Annotated in this window: 19 protein-coding genes; 2 read left to right on the top strand and 17 right to left on the bottom strand. The window is 37.8% G+C overall.

The annotated features are described in order from the left end of the window. Positions 1–4: 4 nt before the first annotated feature. The 8 genes from WBG45_RS02265 to WBG45_RS02230 all read right to left on the bottom strand — a co-directional run bounded on the left by WBG45_RS02265 (position 5) and on the right by WBG45_RS02230 (position 5,498). Positions 5–418 carry a VOC family protein gene (locus WBG45_RS02265; protein ID WP_424412176.1) on the bottom strand — a complete coding sequence of 138 codons (414 nt, stop codon included), beginning with the start codon at positions 416–418 and terminating at the stop codon, positions 5–7. 58 nt (positions 419–476) lie between these two features. Beyond that, a complete protein-coding gene (locus WBG45_RS02260; RefSeq protein ID WP_377735612.1) occupies positions 477–926 on the bottom strand; it encodes a GNAT family N-acetyltransferase in 450 nt (149 codons plus the stop codon). A gap of 147 nt (positions 927–1,073) precedes the next feature. After that, complete coding sequence (locus WBG45_RS02255; RefSeq protein ID WP_424412175.1) at positions 1,074–2,114, bottom strand: hypothetical protein; 1,041 nt, start codon at positions 2,112–2,114, stop codon at positions 1,074–1,076. A gap of 163 nt (positions 2,115–2,277) precedes the next feature. Continuing rightward, a complete protein-coding gene (locus WBG45_RS02250) occupies positions 2,278–2,652 on the bottom strand; it encodes a nucleotide excision repair endonuclease (RefSeq protein ID WP_424412174.1) in 375 nt (124 codons plus the stop codon). Positions 2,653–2,745: 93 nt separating this feature from the next. Continuing rightward, on the bottom strand, positions 2,746–3,258 hold the full coding sequence (locus WBG45_RS02245) for a GNAT family N-acetyltransferase (RefSeq protein ID WP_424412173.1): 513 nt from the start codon (positions 3,256–3,258) through the stop codon (positions 2,746–2,748). Positions 3,259–3,276: 18 nt separating this feature from the next. Beyond that, positions 3,277–4,092 (bottom strand): STAS domain-containing protein, encoded by an 816-nt coding sequence (locus tag WBG45_RS02240; protein ID WP_424412172.1) that lies wholly within the window; start codon positions 4,090–4,092, stop codon positions 3,277–3,279. Between the two features lie 142 nt (positions 4,093–4,234). Next, positions 4,235–4,573 (bottom strand): bacillithiol system redox-active protein YtxJ, encoded by a 339-nt coding sequence (ytxJ, locus tag WBG45_RS02235; RefSeq protein WP_424412171.1) that lies wholly within the window; start codon positions 4,571–4,573, stop codon positions 4,235–4,237. Between the two features lie 157 nt (positions 4,574–4,730). Then, positions 4,731–5,498: a DUF1295 domain-containing protein gene (locus WBG45_RS02230; RefSeq protein WP_424412170.1), complete on the bottom strand. Its 768-nt coding sequence runs from the start codon at positions 5,496–5,498 to the stop codon at positions 4,731–4,733. A 101-nt stretch (positions 5,499–5,599) separates the two neighbouring features. Between WBG45_RS02230 and WBG45_RS02225 the strand changes: the two genes are divergently transcribed. Continuing rightward, positions 5,600–6,418 carry a DegV family protein gene (locus WBG45_RS02225; protein ID WP_424412169.1) on the top strand — a complete coding sequence of 273 codons (819 nt, stop codon included), beginning with the start codon at positions 5,600–5,602 and terminating at the stop codon, positions 6,416–6,418. Positions 6,419–6,688: 270 nt separating this feature from the next. Here the strand turns inward: WBG45_RS02225 and WBG45_RS02220 are convergent, their stop codons facing one another. The 9 genes from WBG45_RS02220 to msrB are packed head-to-tail and all read right to left on the bottom strand — an operon-like array spanning position 6,689 to position 14,331. Beyond that, the gene (locus WBG45_RS02220; RefSeq protein WP_424412168.1) at positions 6,689–7,060 is read right to left on the bottom strand and encodes a DUF1499 domain-containing protein; all 372 of its coding nucleotides are present in this window, start codon (positions 7,058–7,060) and stop codon (positions 6,689–6,691) included. 18 nt (positions 7,061–7,078) lie between these two features. After that, on the bottom strand, positions 7,079–7,768 hold the full coding sequence (locus tag WBG45_RS02215) for a TVP38/TMEM64 family protein (RefSeq protein ID WP_424412167.1): 690 nt from the start codon (positions 7,766–7,768) through the stop codon (positions 7,079–7,081). Next, a complete protein-coding gene (locus WBG45_RS02210) occupies positions 7,765–9,117 on the bottom strand; it encodes a dihydrolipoyl dehydrogenase family protein (RefSeq protein ID WP_424412166.1) in 1,353 nt (450 codons plus the stop codon). Before WBG45_RS02210 ends, WBG45_RS02215 begins: the two co-directional genes overlap by 4 nt. Next, a complete protein-coding gene (locus tag WBG45_RS02205) occupies positions 9,104–9,706 on the bottom strand; it encodes a CDP-alcohol phosphatidyltransferase family protein (RefSeq protein ID WP_424412165.1) in 603 nt (200 codons plus the stop codon). The genes WBG45_RS02210 and WBG45_RS02205 overlap by 14 nt, the downstream gene beginning before the upstream one ends. A 2-nt stretch (positions 9,707–9,708) precedes the next feature. Beyond that, positions 9,709–10,572: an ATP-binding cassette domain-containing protein gene (locus WBG45_RS02200; RefSeq protein WP_424412164.1), complete on the bottom strand. Its 864-nt coding sequence runs from the start codon at positions 10,570–10,572 to the stop codon at positions 9,709–9,711. Next, entirely contained in the window at positions 10,569–11,291 is a 723-nt protein-coding gene (locus WBG45_RS02195; RefSeq protein ID WP_424412163.1) for a hypothetical protein, read from the bottom strand. Before WBG45_RS02195 ends, WBG45_RS02200 begins: the two co-directional genes overlap by 4 nt. Beyond that, positions 11,288–12,091, bottom strand: coding sequence for a hypothetical protein (locus tag WBG45_RS02190; RefSeq protein WP_424412162.1), 804 nt, complete (start codon positions 12,089–12,091; stop codon positions 11,288–11,290). The genes WBG45_RS02195 and WBG45_RS02190 overlap by 4 nt, the downstream gene beginning before the upstream one ends. Beyond that, complete coding sequence (locus tag WBG45_RS02185) at positions 12,075–13,205, bottom strand: ABC transporter substrate-binding protein (RefSeq protein WP_424412161.1); 1,131 nt, start codon at positions 13,203–13,205, stop codon at positions 12,075–12,077. The genes WBG45_RS02190 and WBG45_RS02185 overlap by 17 nt, the downstream gene beginning before the upstream one ends. A 25-nt stretch (positions 13,206–13,230) precedes the next feature. Continuing rightward, positions 13,231–14,331 (bottom strand): peptide-methionine (R)-S-oxide reductase MsrB, encoded by a 1,101-nt coding sequence (gene msrB, locus WBG45_RS02180; RefSeq protein ID WP_424412160.1) that lies wholly within the window; start codon positions 14,329–14,331, stop codon positions 13,231–13,233. A 216-nt stretch (positions 14,332–14,547) separates the two neighbouring features. Here msrB and WBG45_RS02175 point away from each other — a divergent pair, with 216 nt between their 5' ends. After that, positions 14,548–16,188 carry a tetratricopeptide repeat-containing diguanylate cyclase gene (locus WBG45_RS02175; protein WP_424412159.1) on the top strand — a complete coding sequence of 547 codons (1,641 nt, stop codon included), beginning with the start codon at positions 14,548–14,550 and terminating at the stop codon, positions 16,186–16,188. The last annotated feature ends 331 nt before the right edge of the window (positions 16,189–16,519 follow it).

Here is a 16,519-nt window from a genome sequence, read left to right as displayed (position 1 = left end):
ATTTTCATTTTGTGTTCTCTTCGTTAATCAAATCCTGCATGACGTGATCAACAGGTTCCCACAATTCGATTTTATTGCCTTCAGGATCCAAAATATGTGCAAACTTCCCGTAACTTTCTTCTATTATAGGTGCTAAAATTTCTTGCCCTTTTCCTTGAAGTTCTTTCACCAATTCAGGAAGATTGTCTACACGAAAATTAATCATAAATTGTTTCTGGGAAGGTTCAAAATAGGTGGTTTGTTGTTTAAATGGTGCCCACACGGTACTTCCCACATTAGGGGGTTCTGTGGCATTCCATAGAAATGTTTTGCCATATGCGTCCGATTGAATTCCTAAATTGTCCTCATACCATTTGCGTAATTTGATTGGGTCCTCACTTTTAAAAAACACGCCACCAATTCCAGTTACTCTTGCCAATATTAACACTCCTTCAAAAAATGAGGATCCGCATGTGTTTGCGAATCCTCATTATTATTTACCCTAATTTCATCACATGAGTGGTTTCCGGTGTATCATGTGTTTCTTCAAATCCATTTGCCCTATAAAAAGCATCTGCTTTTGCAGATTCTGTACGACACGTGATTTTCTTAAAGTTACCTTTTGCATGGTTCACTAGTTCCGAAAGTAATTGAGATCCGACGCCTTGTCTTCGTGCATCACCAAGTGTGTAAAATCGCTTCAGTCGAGCTTCATCCTTATTCTCTGTGTATGGATTTTGACTAATGCCGCCAATTGCGACTAATTTTTCAGGACCTTCCCACACACCATAGAGAGCTTCACCATTTTTATTAAACGTATTAGATCCATCTTCATAATCATTTACTAAACGAGTTAAGAAACGGTAACCTTCTTCTTCACTTTCGGTTACCAACTGCGACACATCGACTTTCTTCAAATCTTCTATTCGTTGAACTTTAAAAGTCATCTGAGTTCCTCCTCATTAGTTAATATTTTAATAATTCATACTATATACTATTTCGATACATATACACCTATTCCCTTTATTTTCAGATTAGATTCTTCATGTATTTCGACAAAAAAAGAGAGTGAGGAATTCCCACTCTCAGTAACATCACACTAAACTTCCACAGTATCTTAGTTCATCTACCGAAAGTTGATCTGCCTTTCCATCTAAAATCGATTCCACGTCTTGAAGAGTCAGCGCCAACGGTACAGCTTTCCCTTGCTGGCCTGTAAAGTCTTCTGCAACAAATAGTGGTTGGGTAAAGTAGGCTTCCAGTCGCTCGCCCCTCTGATAAGTTTCCAACTCCCCTGCAGGAATTTTCTCCACCCCATGGACAGTCATCACTGAACGCAACTCGCGATATCTACGTAGTAGTTTTTGTGCACGTTGTCTTAAATTAAAGTGACGTTGATCCAAATCGGTCCCTTCTAGAATCGAAGAAGTAGAATAAATCGGATGAAGAGCCGGGAATTGTTGGCGTATTGCTAAATCAGCATCCAAGTGCCAGAGTGTTTCAAGAGGACCATACGGCATCTCTTCGTCAACCACTTCGCCAGAAAGGTCGACGAGTATGGTCGTGATATTTTGTACACTTTCTGCCACTAACCTTTCCTGTAATTCAAGAATTTCACCTGTCACAATATAACTCTTGTCTGAAATGAATATGACATCGCCGTTCTGTGAGGTTAAGGTTGTAAATGTTTCTTCGATTGTTGTTGTCACGATATCTGCTAATTCAGTCGTGCCTTCCAGTTCAGGATGGTTTGTCGTTGGAAGTAAAAAAACAGTAGTGACGTCATTCTTTTTAAAACGATGCATTAATTCAGCCAAAATAACCACTTGGCCCATGCCAGGACGAGCCACTAATCCAGTCGTCCCTCCTTTTACTAGCGGTGCAAAGAAATCTAACGTTTTAATCTGTGTTTCAATCATATTCAACTTCTCCCCTCTAAGTATCAATTCGTCTACAGAACATTTAGCAAGTGTTGCTAGACCAACTAAAGTGCGAACTTCAGCTTTTCCTAAATCGATTTTTCCAGTACATAAATTTGACACTGTAGCTGGTCGAATGCCAATTGATTTTGCTGCGGTCGTTAAGTTTGGTACTTTTCTTCTAAGTAACGCGACGTTCAATCGAATATCATCCACAATAAAACCTCCTTATTACTTTTTATAGTAATTTAAATTACTTTTAAATGCAACAATATTTTCGTTTAATCGTAATTATTTTAATTTTGAGCGTAATTAATTTCTATGAAGTTGTATTTTCCCCAACAAAAAAAGCCATCCTCTTAAGGACAGCTTTTCCTGATTAATGCGCGAATTTTTTTTCGATATTGTACTTCGCTACAAATTTATTAATGATGTATGTTTCGTAAATTTCACGTTCCATTGCATCTTCAACATAAAAAATCTTGATCTTAGTTACTTCATCACGATGATCTTTAATTGGCGAAACATTATCTTCAAAATGTTTTTTAACACGTTGTCTAACTTTACGTGCCTTTCCTACAAACAAAAGCTCTTCTTCTTTGTTGAAGAACATAATAATTCCGCCTTTGTCGCGCGCAATTTGATGAAAATCAATAAAGCCGTAAACCGAAGGGATTTCTGGTTCGTCATTCGAGCGATCTTGCACACGTTGCACAATCGTAATATCTGGTTTTGGTATTTCAATGTTAATCATATTCGATCACTTCCTCACTTCTTTAAAGTGTAATGCTATCACAAATGCCATCAAAAATCTATATTCTCGACATTCATTACCACAAAGAAAGCTTTATCCAATCCAATATCGTTTAATCACATTTCCATTGTCTTCAACAAAATCTGTATCTTCCACGCCACCATTATTACGAATGGTTTTATCTGAAGGAGTATTTACAGCATCACAACATACTAAGACAGGATTGATTCCAAGCTTTTTTGTTTCTTCTAAAGCTAGTGCCAACATTTTAGTGGCATAGCCTTTCTGTCGCTCGGAAGGCCGAACCCCATAACCAATATGTCCTCCTGCGTTAAATAAATATTCACTTAAAGTATGGCGAATGTTCACCGCACCGAGTATACGGTATTCTTCATCCACTAACCAATATGTAGAGTCAGGTACCCAATTTTCTTTTAGTCCAATTCCTTTTTCTGCGTCTAACAACGACTGAACCATAGCTGGAAAATCACTCGGATTTTTTTCAATAACCCAAGGTATCATTATTTCTTCTGATGCTTTCCACTCTTCATAGAAGGACAAATAAGCTGGCTGCAAATCAACAGTTGGTTTTATTAATTGAACCATTCATTTCACCTCAACCTATCATTTGATACTTTCGATTGCTTGTTTAACGCTGCCAAAAGTGTTGAACGAGGTAAAGTCGATGCCAGCTTGAACAACTGCCATCGATAAGTTAGGTCGAATCCCTGTAAACATCACATGGATACCTAACAATTCTAGTACATTATGAATGGTGAAAATATGTTGAGCAACTTCTGCATCGATTGTTAATATTCCAGAAAAATCGATAATTAAGTGTTCAGTATCAATCAACGGAATACCAGGTAAAACTTTATTCAATAAATGTTGAACCCGTGGATGATCAATAACGCCAATTAATGGTAGAACAGCGATACCTTGTTGAATAGGTACGATAGGTGCTGACAATTCATTAATTTCGCGTTGGCGTTCCTTCATCAATCCATCACGATAGGCTTCATATGCGAAGATTGTCTCTATCATACTTACATCCATTAAGTAGCTAACTCGATTATTAATAGCTACAACATTCTCAGTTGTTAATTTATGATCCATTGAAATTTGAGTAATACGTTTCATGAAAGCTAAACGATTTTCAGCATAAGGTTTAATAAGCGCGGAAAGTTGTGAAAGCATAGTTGCTTGCTCCTCCCCATACGTTTTACTCCACTCTATTAACTCTTTTGCAGCATTCTCATCACTTTCATTGAAAGATTCTGCAAGTAATACTAAAAATTCCGCATTCGCTTTGACGGATTTTTGAATAAGTTCTTCTGGAATGTCAATTTCTAAATTCTCTAAACTCAAATTCACCATTTCAAGTGAGATTGCATGCGCGTTTTCAATTAAATATTTACTTACCTGTTGGATAGAATCCATTTCTCACACTTCCCCATTTGTTTTCATACAATATATCTACTTAACAAAATATTACTATAAACATATTAAAAAAACAGTAATATTCAAAAAAATAGCAGTAAAAAACCCCGCTCAACATGAACGTTGGGTGGGGTTTAGCCTTTTATACTTGATGATGTTGTATAGCATCAGCTATGTTGGTTTGCGTAATATTCCAATGAGACGTGTGCCATACTGGTTCTTCATTCGCCACTAAAAAGAGTTGAGGTGATTTGTGCTGCACACTTAAGTTACTTTCAATTTCATTTGAGACTGGACGACTTTCGATGACTTTTACTAAATATAAGTCAAGTTCCGTTTCAGTCGACGTAAATTCACGATATGCAGCTGCACTGACAGGACAAGTTGTACTATGCTTTAGCAGCAAAAATGGTTTTTCTTTCGATTGTTGAAGAACATCTTCCCATTGTGGAAGTGTAGTGATTTCTGTATATGTATTCATGTGAATCATCCTCTCAAAGCTATTTCTTCTATTATGTCTAATTCTGCAGAATATCGCACGTAACTTGTCTTTCAATGAAATGCTTATCGAGAATATCACATCAAAGAGACAAATATAAAAGCCAAGTCGTGGTTCACTACGACTTGGCTTTGTTGTATTAATTTTTAGGAGGCATTGGCACAAATACACTTGTTTTCGCAGCGTATTCTGCATACCCTGGTTTCTTACTATTTTTCTTTTCAAGTAAAGGAACACCAGAAATTTTCATTAAGAAGAATGTAACTAACAATGGACTAATAAATGAAATCCATCCAAGTGGAACTGCGCACGCTACAATGCTTATGCCAAACCATTGTGTCGCTTCTCCAAAGTAATTTGGGTGTCTTGTATATTTCCACAAGCCTGTTGTAATAACTTTCCCTTTATTTGCTGGCTTTTGGATGAAAGCACGTAATTGTGAATCTCCAATCGATTCAAATAAAAATCCTATCACCCACACCACTACACCTACATAGACTGGCCACATCGATAAAATCGTGTCACTTTTACTAATACCTAGGAATATACCTAAAGAGAATAATAGAGAAACCGTTCCTTGCAACATAAACACTCGAACAAATGCCGTTAGCTTAACTTTACTGCCCCACTTTTTACGCATGTCAACGTAACGATAATCCTCAGGTTTCCCTGCATTTCTCATAAATAGATAGATCGACAAGCGAAGTCCCCAAATAATAACTAGCGTAGCAATCGTCAAAGAAACTACATTGTAATTTCCTGTATAAACAAGAACGACGACTGTTGTCAAAATAAACGTTAATCCCCATACAATATCCACTATTGAATAGTTATCAAGTTTTACAGCCATCATCCAAATGACACTCATAAACAAAATCATACATAATGCAGCAATTATCACCAACATTCGACCCACCTGCACATTCATTTTTTATTTTATAGAATACTTTCATTATACTTAGTAGCACAAAGACTATCTTGTTTGAATGTTCTAATGGAGGGATAAACATGAAAATTGCATGGGTAACCGATAGTTCAGCATATCTACCGAAAGATGCTAACCATTCAGATTTGTATGTAGTTCCTTTGCAAATAAATCATGAAAACAACACGTATAAAGATGGCATAGACTTAAGCACAGAAGATTTTTATGACCTTCTTGGTCGTTCTGAATCTGCTCCAAAGTCCTCACAGCCAACTGTTTATGATATAGAAAATCTATTTCAAGCTTTAGAAAAAGAATATGACGCCATCATAGCCGTTCTCATCTCACGACAAATTAGTGGCACATTCGACACTGTAGCCTCAGTTGCTAAATCTTTGTCGATTCCTGTCCACTTAGTAGACTCAAAAATCGTATCATGGCCATTGTACGACCTAATTGAACAAGGTAGAATGCTAGCAAAAGAAGGTGTAACGCCTCTTTTAATCACTCAATCTCTCAATGAAAAATATGTGATGTATCACAATCGAATTTTTGTAGCTGATCTCAATCAATTATTAAAAGGTGGTCGTATCGGAAAAGTAGGATTTCTCGTGGGGAGCTTGTTAAAAATCCATCCCATTCTTAAGTTTAAAGAAGGAACGATTCAAGTAGCTCATAAAATCCGGACCCGAAAGAGAGCCATTCTTCAAATGATCAATGATTTTGAACCAACTTCAAGTGATATGTGGGTGCTGCATTGTGGTGATGAAAAAACTGCAAAAGAAGTAAAGCAACAGCTCCAACTGAAGTTTCAAACGCAGGCAATTAAAATCGGTGAACTTAGCCCGATAATTGCTATTCATGGTGGCCAAGGAAGTTTCGCTATTGTATCGAAAATCTAGACTTTCAGAGCGCTATCTAGCTAACTATCAGAAATAACATCTCAAGCTAAAAATCATGTCTTTTCCAGGGGGAATAGTGTCCGTCTCCAAGCGAATGGTCAATAAGGGTGGTTAAGTGGACATAAACCCATTTCAAACGGATGATAACCTATTGTGAGTGGACAGAAACTTAAGATGAATGGATGAAAATAAACATTGAATGGACGAAATCAATTCTCAAAGTTCCAAAGTGTAGCTCTCCTTAAACTTGCTTATCTTTCAAAGAAAAAATCACGGACGCTTATAAGCATCCGTGATTTTTTTCATGCGTTTTCGATTGACTCCAAAATCTGTATACCCTACTCGTGATTTCGAGCGGAACTGAATCACTTGATTGGAATCATCAAAATAAAACTCAACATCATCTTTAAATTTAAATACTTTTGACGTTACTACATAGTGTAGGTATTTATCTTGTTCTTCAACTAATTCAATTCGTTTCATGTTTGTTAAGATTGCTTTTATTTTACCTCTTGATTGAAGACGATTACCTGTATAAGGAATTGGATCCATATAATTGCGTTGTAGCACTGTTTGGCTTGATACGCTATTCGGTTTGTCCTCAACAGGTTGTAATTGACCATTCGTTAAACCTAGGTTCATATAGATTCAGCCTCCTTTCTACTTACTAGTACTCTCTTTTTCAAGTGGAATTTGTGAGGTTCCCTTATATTTTTTCACGATAATAGGCAGTAAGACCATCACGCCATACAAGGCAATCGCAATCCATAGATTCCCATCCATCGTTCGTAGTGAAGAACCAATGTAATTGAGTGCGAATGCACCGGGGATAATACCTAAATAAGTGGCTACCATATACGATTTCAACTTGACTGAACTTAAACCAAGTGAATAATTAATGGAATCAAACGGAATTAAGGGAATTAGTCTCAAATAAAGTACAACCATAAAACCATTGTTTTGAATAGTTTGTTCAAATCGTTCGATTTTTTTCCCTTTTACAAATCGCTCCATTTTTTCTCTACCTAGATAACGAGCTACTAAAAATGCTAACACTGCTCCACTTCCAGCACCTACGATATCCAACCCCGTTCCAAGAAACGGCCCAAATGTATAGCCACCAAATAATGTTAAGAGCGTTGCTGGGAAGAAAAATAAAGGTCGTATGGTGTACGCAATAACATACAATAACATACCCCAAATTCCTAAGTCCCTAACAGCGTCACTTGTAGCATCAAGATCAATTTTGTCAATTACATCAAATGCGTACAAGACAATTAAACATATCAGTGCAAATCCAATAAACAAGATGATTTTTCGCCATTCTTGCCACACGGTGTTGGTTTTCATTTGCTTAATCCACGAATGGATACATACGTTTTAATCAAATGTTGTACGATTGGTTTTTCAAGTGTACGTGACATATACGTATTAGCGATTTGTTGTAAAATCTGAGCATGAGTCGGATATGGCACCGTCATGCTAGACCATGTTGAAATGGATTTCTTCATGCGCTTCGTATAAGCAACGAGCTGCATTAAATCACTAATGTGCGGTCCGACTGCCTGTGCATTTATGATATGCCCTTTTTCATCAATGCCAATCCGAATAATGACATCTTCCATATTTTCTGTTTTATAGCGATCGATATCCTTCGATGTAACTTCTAAAGTCTCAATGACTTCGTTTTCATTACCGAATAGTTGATACACTTCAGGCGACGTGTAAATAATAGCGGAAAAGTCGAAATAAAGGTCCTTCTTCTTTTTCGGAAATACGATATGTTCGATGACGGCACGCGCTTCTAATCCAGCAGCATGTGTATGAGCATACGTATCAATAACATCGCCAATCGCATAAATATGAGATTTTGTTGTTTGATGTGTATCTGTTACTTTGATAAAGCCTTCTTTCATAGTAACGCCTGCATTTTCGAGTCGCAGAGATCCAATATTCGCAACTCTACCTGCCGCTACCATAATTTCATCCACGACCAGTTCTTTTCCATCTTTGAAAGTAAGATGTTTTTGATTTCCTTGAGCTTCGACTCGTGCAACCTGTGCTTGGTGATAGAATGTCATCTCTTTCTCAAGATACTTTGCTGCAGTTGTTCGAATAGACGAATCAAATTGTCCTAGAATTTCTTTGTCACGGTTAATAATGTGTACGTTCGTTCCAAGTTTCGTCATCGCTTGTCCAAGCTCAAGAGCAATGGGACCCGCTCCGATAATGGCTAAAGACTTTGGCTGTTCTTTCAAATGGAATAGTGATTCATTTGTTAAATAGCCTACCGAATCAATGCCCTCAATGGCTAATTCGCGGGGTTTTGAACCAGTAGCTATCACAAATTTTTTCGCACGAATTCGTTGCCCATTTACTTCAATTTCATTGGGACTAACAAATTTCGCATGTCCAATATAGACAGATACTCCAAGACCTTCAAATCGTTCAACCGAGTCATGAACTTGAATTTCTGCTATGACTTTTCTAATGTGCTCCGTCGTTTGTTCCCAGTTCATTCCTTGTGTAGACGCATAAATTAATGACTTCGAAGGTACACATCCTGAATGCAGACAATCTCCACCAAGTTTTTCGGTAATATTTACCAGGGCTACATCAACATGAAGCCTAGCCAGTCCAGCGGCTGTATATAAACCGCCAGAGCCGCCCCCAATGACGACTATTTTATGTTCTTTCATGTCCTTCCCTCTCTTCCTTCGCAAAAGCCGCGAAACGCAAAACCGTACTCAACACTTCTATGATGATGAAAAGTAATGTTGACCAAAACAACCATGTCGGCGCAAAAATCACCATAATCGAAAGTAAAAGAAATCCTTCTGTTCGCTCTGCTAATCCAGTTGCATAATGAAAACTTTTTTTTCCTGAGTTTGGTGCCACATTGCCGATCGTTAAAAATAACGTCATCGCAATGAGGATAGAAAACATTAAGATGAGCAACAGAACTGCATGCTCAGGATATTTAATAGCGAGCACTAAAATAATTCCACCTTCGACCACTCGATCAAACGTAACATCTAGGACTGTACCTAAGGCAGAAGGTTTTGTTTTCCTTGCCATCGTGCCGTCGACTGCATCGAGAAAGCCCGACAACCATAAGAAAACAAGTCCTAGCCAGATCAAATCCACATATATCCACACACTTGCCATAATCCCTATTCCAACAGCAATACCCGTAACAACATTTGCTGACAAATGCCATTTCACAAATGTATCCGCAGTTGTATCTAAAAGAGGTTGTATATATGGTTGGCCTTTTGTATCTAACATACTTACTCCTCCTTCAATACCAAATACAATGCCTTACCTGTATTTAATTTTTTCATCCTTTTTACAAACTGCTTCTGCCCATTAGGCAAGGTCACTACATAGAAGTCGACACCATAAAGACGAATTTCTTTTTCAAGACGGACTTGGATGGATGTGTCACTTGTGATATTTGACAATGTCCATTCAGAAATTCCAACTATTTGACCATCTATTTCAATCCCCTCATTGAAATACAATTCAACTTCTTCGTCAGACATAGTAGTAAGCTTTCCTTCTTGCAATAAAAGTGTTTGATCTGCATACATTTTCGTTTCTTCGTAATTGTGTGTTACAAAAATCCCGGCGACATTGCGCTCGTTCATTTCATTAAAGATTAGCTGTTGAAGTTGTCTACTCAATTTCACATCTAAATTAGCAAAAGGTTCATCCATAAGTAGCACATCTGGCTGATAGACAAATGCACGGGCAATGGACACACGTTGTTGCTGTCCACCTGAAAGCTCATAAGGAAAACGATTCTCTAGTCCAAAAAGTTCAACTTTTTTTAACCAATTAGTCGCTGCTTCAAGTCGAGCCTTCTTTCCAACACCTTGGCATTTCAATGGAAAAGCGATATTTTGCAAAACCGTCATATGACTAAACAATAAAGGTTTTTGCGTAATATACGCACACAGCGTTTCTTTGCTTTTATGAATTTCACCTGAATCAACTGATTCCATTTCTGCCATAAGCTGCAGTAAGGTAGACTTTCCACTGCCAGACTTACCAAGAATGGTCATGATTTTCCCTTGTTTTAGAGAAAGATTCACATTTTCGAGAACCATCTTACCTTCAAATGTTTTTGAGACGTTTCGTAACTCCATCATAAGAAAGAAGTCACCACCTTTTTAGAGATTAAAATGAGTAATTTCATGAACAACGCAAACAAACCAATCATTGTAATAAGAAGGAATACCGACGTATGTACAATATAAGAGTTGGACGATTGCAAGTAAGGAAATAGCAATGTAGTGACGGTTGGGATTAATCCTCCACCAATAAACGCCGTAATCGCGTACTGACTAAGCGAAATAACCGTTGTTAGCACGACAACTGTATATAAACTTCCGCTTAACAAAGGAAAATAGACGAATATCCACATCGTCTTTAAGGACCCTTTAAATAATCGTACTAGTGATGGGATTTCTTGTTCTAGCTCTAAAAATCGATTTTTAAAGATTTGAATCGAGAATGGAAGTGTCACCATTAAATGAATAAGCAACACGCCGATTAAGTGGTCTGGAATGCCAATCCACAAAAGTGCCAATTGGATTCCACCCATTACCGCAATGACTGGAAGAATGAGTGGCAATAAAACAAAAACATCGTGCCACAGACGTAATTTTCCAGCTAAGTGCCAACCAGCTAAAAGGGCTAAGACGATATTTAAGAAGATGGTGATCGTTGTAATCATTACTGTATATGTAAGTGCAAGACCAATTGACGGGTCTTGTACAATAAATGTAAACATCATTCTTCCAGACACAAATAGCCATACCGTGTAGAGAAGCATCATGATATAGCTAAAAAAAAGCAATCGCTTCATAACATGTGCCTCCCTTTTCCGTATGCCTGACGCGTTCGACTTGTCCATGCAAACAAAACAAATGTTGAAACAACGAGCGTAATTGCTACGCCAAATAACAGAACATCTATCATGAAACGTTGTGCCAAATCAATGGAATAATAGTATTCGAATATGGTGGGGCCGAACAATGGATATACACTACTCCCTATGAGTGTTGGTACTTCATAAGCCGTTAAGATAAAAGCAAATAAAATGAGGAAAAGCTCGAGCACTTGTCCTCTAATTGCAACCCATTCAACATGAACAAATTGTTGCCACTTCGTTCCACCAAATAAGTAAATTATTCTCCGAGACTGTAAATCAAGAGACGTATAAGTAACGGTTAAATAAAACACCACAAAAGGAACTTCTTTTAGCCAATACGCAAGTAGTATTTCTAAAAAACCGAATGTTGGATGATAAAAATCCATCCACTCATAGATACTATTAGCTACTGCCAATACATATAAAGCCACAATAAAATGAGGAAAGTAGAAAGCAATCGACAGTCTATCAATGGATGTCTTCCTGGCTTTTTGTAAATAGAAGCCACGGACAATCCATATACCCGATACAATACTGATGATGGTCGCAATCAAGGCTAAAATGGATGACCATAGTAAACGAGTCATTGGCTCTATATAATCTTGCCAAGTTGGTAGAGGGTATACGAGTTCTGTTAAGCGCACGATATCCACAACTAATAGGGCGACTGCAAGTAAACTAACAGTTCCTATCGTGATGACAATTAAGCTTCCTACTTTATGGACGAACGACATAGTCTCTCCATTCTTTTTCGATGAGTTGGATCATCTCCGCCGAAAAATCACTTTGGTTGTCCCATTCATTTAAGTAATGGTTACCAGAAGCTTCAATAGACTTCAATTTTTCTTGTTGGTCAGCTGTTAATTGCTCCACTGCTAATACAGAGCCATCTCCCCATACATTGCTTTTTAATTTTTCCGCTTGCATCGGAAAATTCGTTAACGCCTCAATCACTTGTAAAGCCTTCTCTTTATTGGGTGAATTAAACGGAATCGTTACATAGTGTGCATTTGTAATAGCCTCTCCATTTAAAGCAAGTGTCCGCGTAGATTTGTCGAACGTACCATTTTCAATAAACGGTAGAGCTCGTCGTTCGTTGAAGCCCATCGTAAAGTCCACATCATTACTGCTATACATTTGATCCAGTTGTTGTAATGTTTTCGGGTAATCTTTTCCCTCACGCCATAAATACGGTTTGATGTCATTTAAATACTCGTAGACTTTTTGACGTTGTTCAAGGCTAGGGTCACCTTTTAGTTGACCTGGGCTCAATGCATACACTAGTTGTCGAATAAAACCATTGCCTGTGAAGTCCGTAGCATCAGGATACGTGAACCTTCCAGGATTTTTTTGAATCCATTCTGTCAATTCATCGATTGTCATTGGAGGTTGTTTGACAGTTTCTGTATTTACTTGGAATGCAAATGAAGTCTTACCCCAAGGGATTTCCAATCCTTCAATTGGTTCTCCACTATCCGTTTCTAAAAGTATTTGCTCAAAACGTTGCGAGTTCTCTAAATCGCTTAATAAATCTGCTGACAGTAAGTCATTATCCTTCCCCTGTTTAAAAGCAGCTCCATTAATCCAAATAAGATCGATTGAACCTTCTTTGCGGCCTACAGATTTTTCATTTTGGAGTTTGCTCATAAAATCATTCGTTTCCATTGCTACTCTTTTTAATTCAATATCGTGTTCCTTCAGCACATAAGGGGCAACGGTTTGATCAATATATTTGTTAATATTTTCATCGCCACCCCACATGTAAATTTGGACAGATTGTCTTTCGCTGCCATTCCCACAACCTGCGAGGACAAACACTAATAGGGCTATAAAAAGCGTTTTTTTCATGGTCTCCCCAACTCTCACTCACTGTTTAACTAAATAACTCCACGTACTTACCATATCCTTCTTTTTCAAGATCCTCTTTTGGAATAAATCGCAATGATGCGGAATTCATGCAATAGCGTAGTCCTGTAGGCTCTGGTCCGTCTTCAAAAACATGGCCTAAATGCGAATTGCCATGTCGACTTCTCACTTCCATTCGTTTTGTCCCAAGGGTAAAGTCTTCAATTTCGATGATGTTTGATGTTTCTAATGGTTGCGTAAAACTTGGCCATCCCGTTTTAGAATCGAACTTATCGAGCGAACTAAACAGAGGTTCACCAGAAACGATATCCACATAAATTCCGTCTTCTTCGTTTTTATCATATTTATTATTGAATGCCGGCTCTGTTGCATCATTTTGAGTGACTTCAAACTGAAGATCCGTCAATTTGTCTCGCAATTCTTGCTCACTGTATTTTGTGTATGATTCTATTTCGAGCTCAGGTTGATTTCCCCATGTTTTATCTATAAATTGATCACGACCAGAACGGTCACGATAGTATTCATACCGCTGTTCACTCTTTAAATAGTAATCTTGGTGATATTCTTCTGCTTCGTAAAATGTCATAGCTTGTCGAATAGGCGTAACCAGCTCACCTTCAAAAATTCCACTGTCTTGCATATTCTGCTTAGATGCTTCTGCTAGTTCTTTTTGTTTTTCATTTGTGTAAAATATAGCCGTTGCATATTGTGGTCCACGATCGACAAATTGCCCATCAGCGTCTGTTGGGTCTACTTGACGCCAGAAAACTTCAAGAAGTTCTTCATATGAAATAACTTCCGGATCAAACGTGATAATAACGGATTCCAAATGTCCTGTTTTACCTGAAGCTACGTCATTGTATGCTGGATTCACTTCTTCGCCCCCTGTATAACCTGATACAACAGACTCAACACCGACTAATTTTTCAAACGGGGGTTCCATACACCAGAAACATCCTCCTGCAAATATCGCTGTTTGTTCTTCGTTATATGAAACTGATTCACTACCATTGGATTTTGCTTGCTGATAATTCATAAATAGAACGAGTCCAATGACAATCGCAATACCGATTAGGGCGACGACGATCCATTTAAGTTTAAATTTCATTTGTTTCACCCTCCGTTAGCGTTTTCCCCTATTATTTCATACCAACCTGCCTTATTGCACATGACTTGACCTTGCAATGTGTTGCGCACACTTGTCTCTCCCCATGATTTTGAGTTTCACATTTAACATATCGCATCCTTTTCATTCATGCTGAGAAGGTTATTGGCAAAAAATGTCGAAATAAGGAGGAAGAATTTCCTTTGAGGAGTGGTGAGCATGGAATTAGTTACTGAACAACTGATGGATTTAATTGAAGAATCTAGAAGGATAGCTTTTCAAAATCCAGCTCAAGCTTTTGAGTTAGCTCATAAAGCTCAATTGCTTGCACTCGAAAACAATCAAAAAAGTTCACTAGCGGCTGCTCTATTTGCAATGGGCTTAGCTTGCCGTTCAATGACTGATTTAGAACAGTGTTATGATCATGCTTACGACTCCTACCAATTGTACGAACAATTAGGAAACAATCGTGGCGTAGCGGAAGCATTAAACTTACTAGGCGTCGTCTACTTTTACTACGCTCAATACGACCAAGCACTGGAGTATTTCTTAAACGCTTTATTTCACTTAAAGGGCTTAGAAGAATATTTAATTATGAGTCGTATATACAATAATATAGGTGAAGTATATCGAGAAGCTAACAATGAAGAAGAAGCCCTTGCCGCTTACGAGCTGGCATTAGAAATTTCGAGAGACCATCAATTTGAAATGAATTTGCCGATAATTTTAGAAAACATCGGTGAAATTCAATTAAAAAACTTAAATTTGGATATCAGTTATGATTATTTCCAAAAAAGTTATGAGATGTTAATTGAGCTCGATGATACCCCATCTTTAGCGGAAGTAGAAAATAAAATCGGTAAAATTCATTTCATAAAAAAAGAGTACGAGCTTGCTAAACAATTTTATGACAGTGCGTTAAAAAGATTAGAGCATATTGGGAATAAATTCTACACCATTGACGTATTCGTTAACTTAGCCGAAATGGAACGTGGGGAAAATGAAAGTAGTTTTTTGGAATATCTGAATCAAGCTGTTCAACATGCCGAACAAGTTCAAGCCAGAAAAAAACTGAGTTCACTTTACACCATGCTTACTGAATTTCACGAAGAAAAAGGACACTATCAATTAGCTCTAGATTACTTCAAGCGCTATCATATTGTGGAACAAGCTATTGAAACTCAAGTAATCTCCAAAAAACTTGAAATTATTAAGATCGAATTAAATAAGGGATTCACTGGTAAGGAAGTAGAACAAATTTCGAAAATGAATGAACAACTAGAAATTGAAATCGCGACTCAAAAAAAGCTATTAGCTGAACTAGAAACAGCCAATATGAATCTGAGTGATGAAGTTGATTATGATGAATTGACGGGAGTAGTTAGTCGAAAAGGCGTAACCAGATACCTTCAAAAGATTTGGGATGAAGAGTCCCTTTTAGATCAACCTATTTCGTTGATGATGTTGGATATAGACTATTTCAAACGCTATAACGATTACCACGGACATGTGCAAGGTGATGAATGTTTAAAACAGGTCGCAGCATGTATGAACTTAACCTTTGGTAATCAGCAAGGTATTCTTGGACGCTATGGTGGAGAGGAATTTGTTTGCTTTACGAACGGATTAGAAGCGACTCCATTGAAACAGTTTGCAGAATCAATTAGAAAAGCGGTGGGAGATTTAAACCTATCTTATCAATTTAAGGGAGAAACCCTTCCAGTTACGATTAGTATCGGTGCAGTCCATTGCAAGCGATCGCAAACATCACGGGTACTCGACATGTATGTCATGGCAGATAATGAGCTTTATCGCGCAAAAAACAATGGACGTAATCGAGTGGAAATAAGCGTTTTATGATCGTTTATTTGGAAAGCGCATTCTCATGATAAAGACTGTAATTCGAACCGACTCTCGCCATAGGTACAGGACAGGTGTCCTTCTCAGGCTGAATGCTGTGCGTCTCCAAGCGAATGGACGATAAACCAAGTTGAATGGACGACAACTCACAGCGAGTGGACAATAAACCAAGTCGAATGGACGATCACTCACAGTGAGTGGACAACAAACCAAGTTGAGTGGACGAAGTATCCACCTCCAATTTCGAAGGTGTCACTTCAACAAAAAAGATGACTCCGGAAATGAATTCCGAGTCATCTTTTATTGAACTTAAAATGCACGATTGCTTTTT

The sequence above is a fragment of the Paenisporosarcina sp. genome (genome assembly GCF_049671445.1).
Classification (GTDB): domain Bacteria; phylum Bacillota; class Bacilli; order Bacillales_A; family Planococcaceae; genus Paenisporosarcina.
This window is presented reverse-complemented; position numbering and strand designations above follow the sequence as displayed.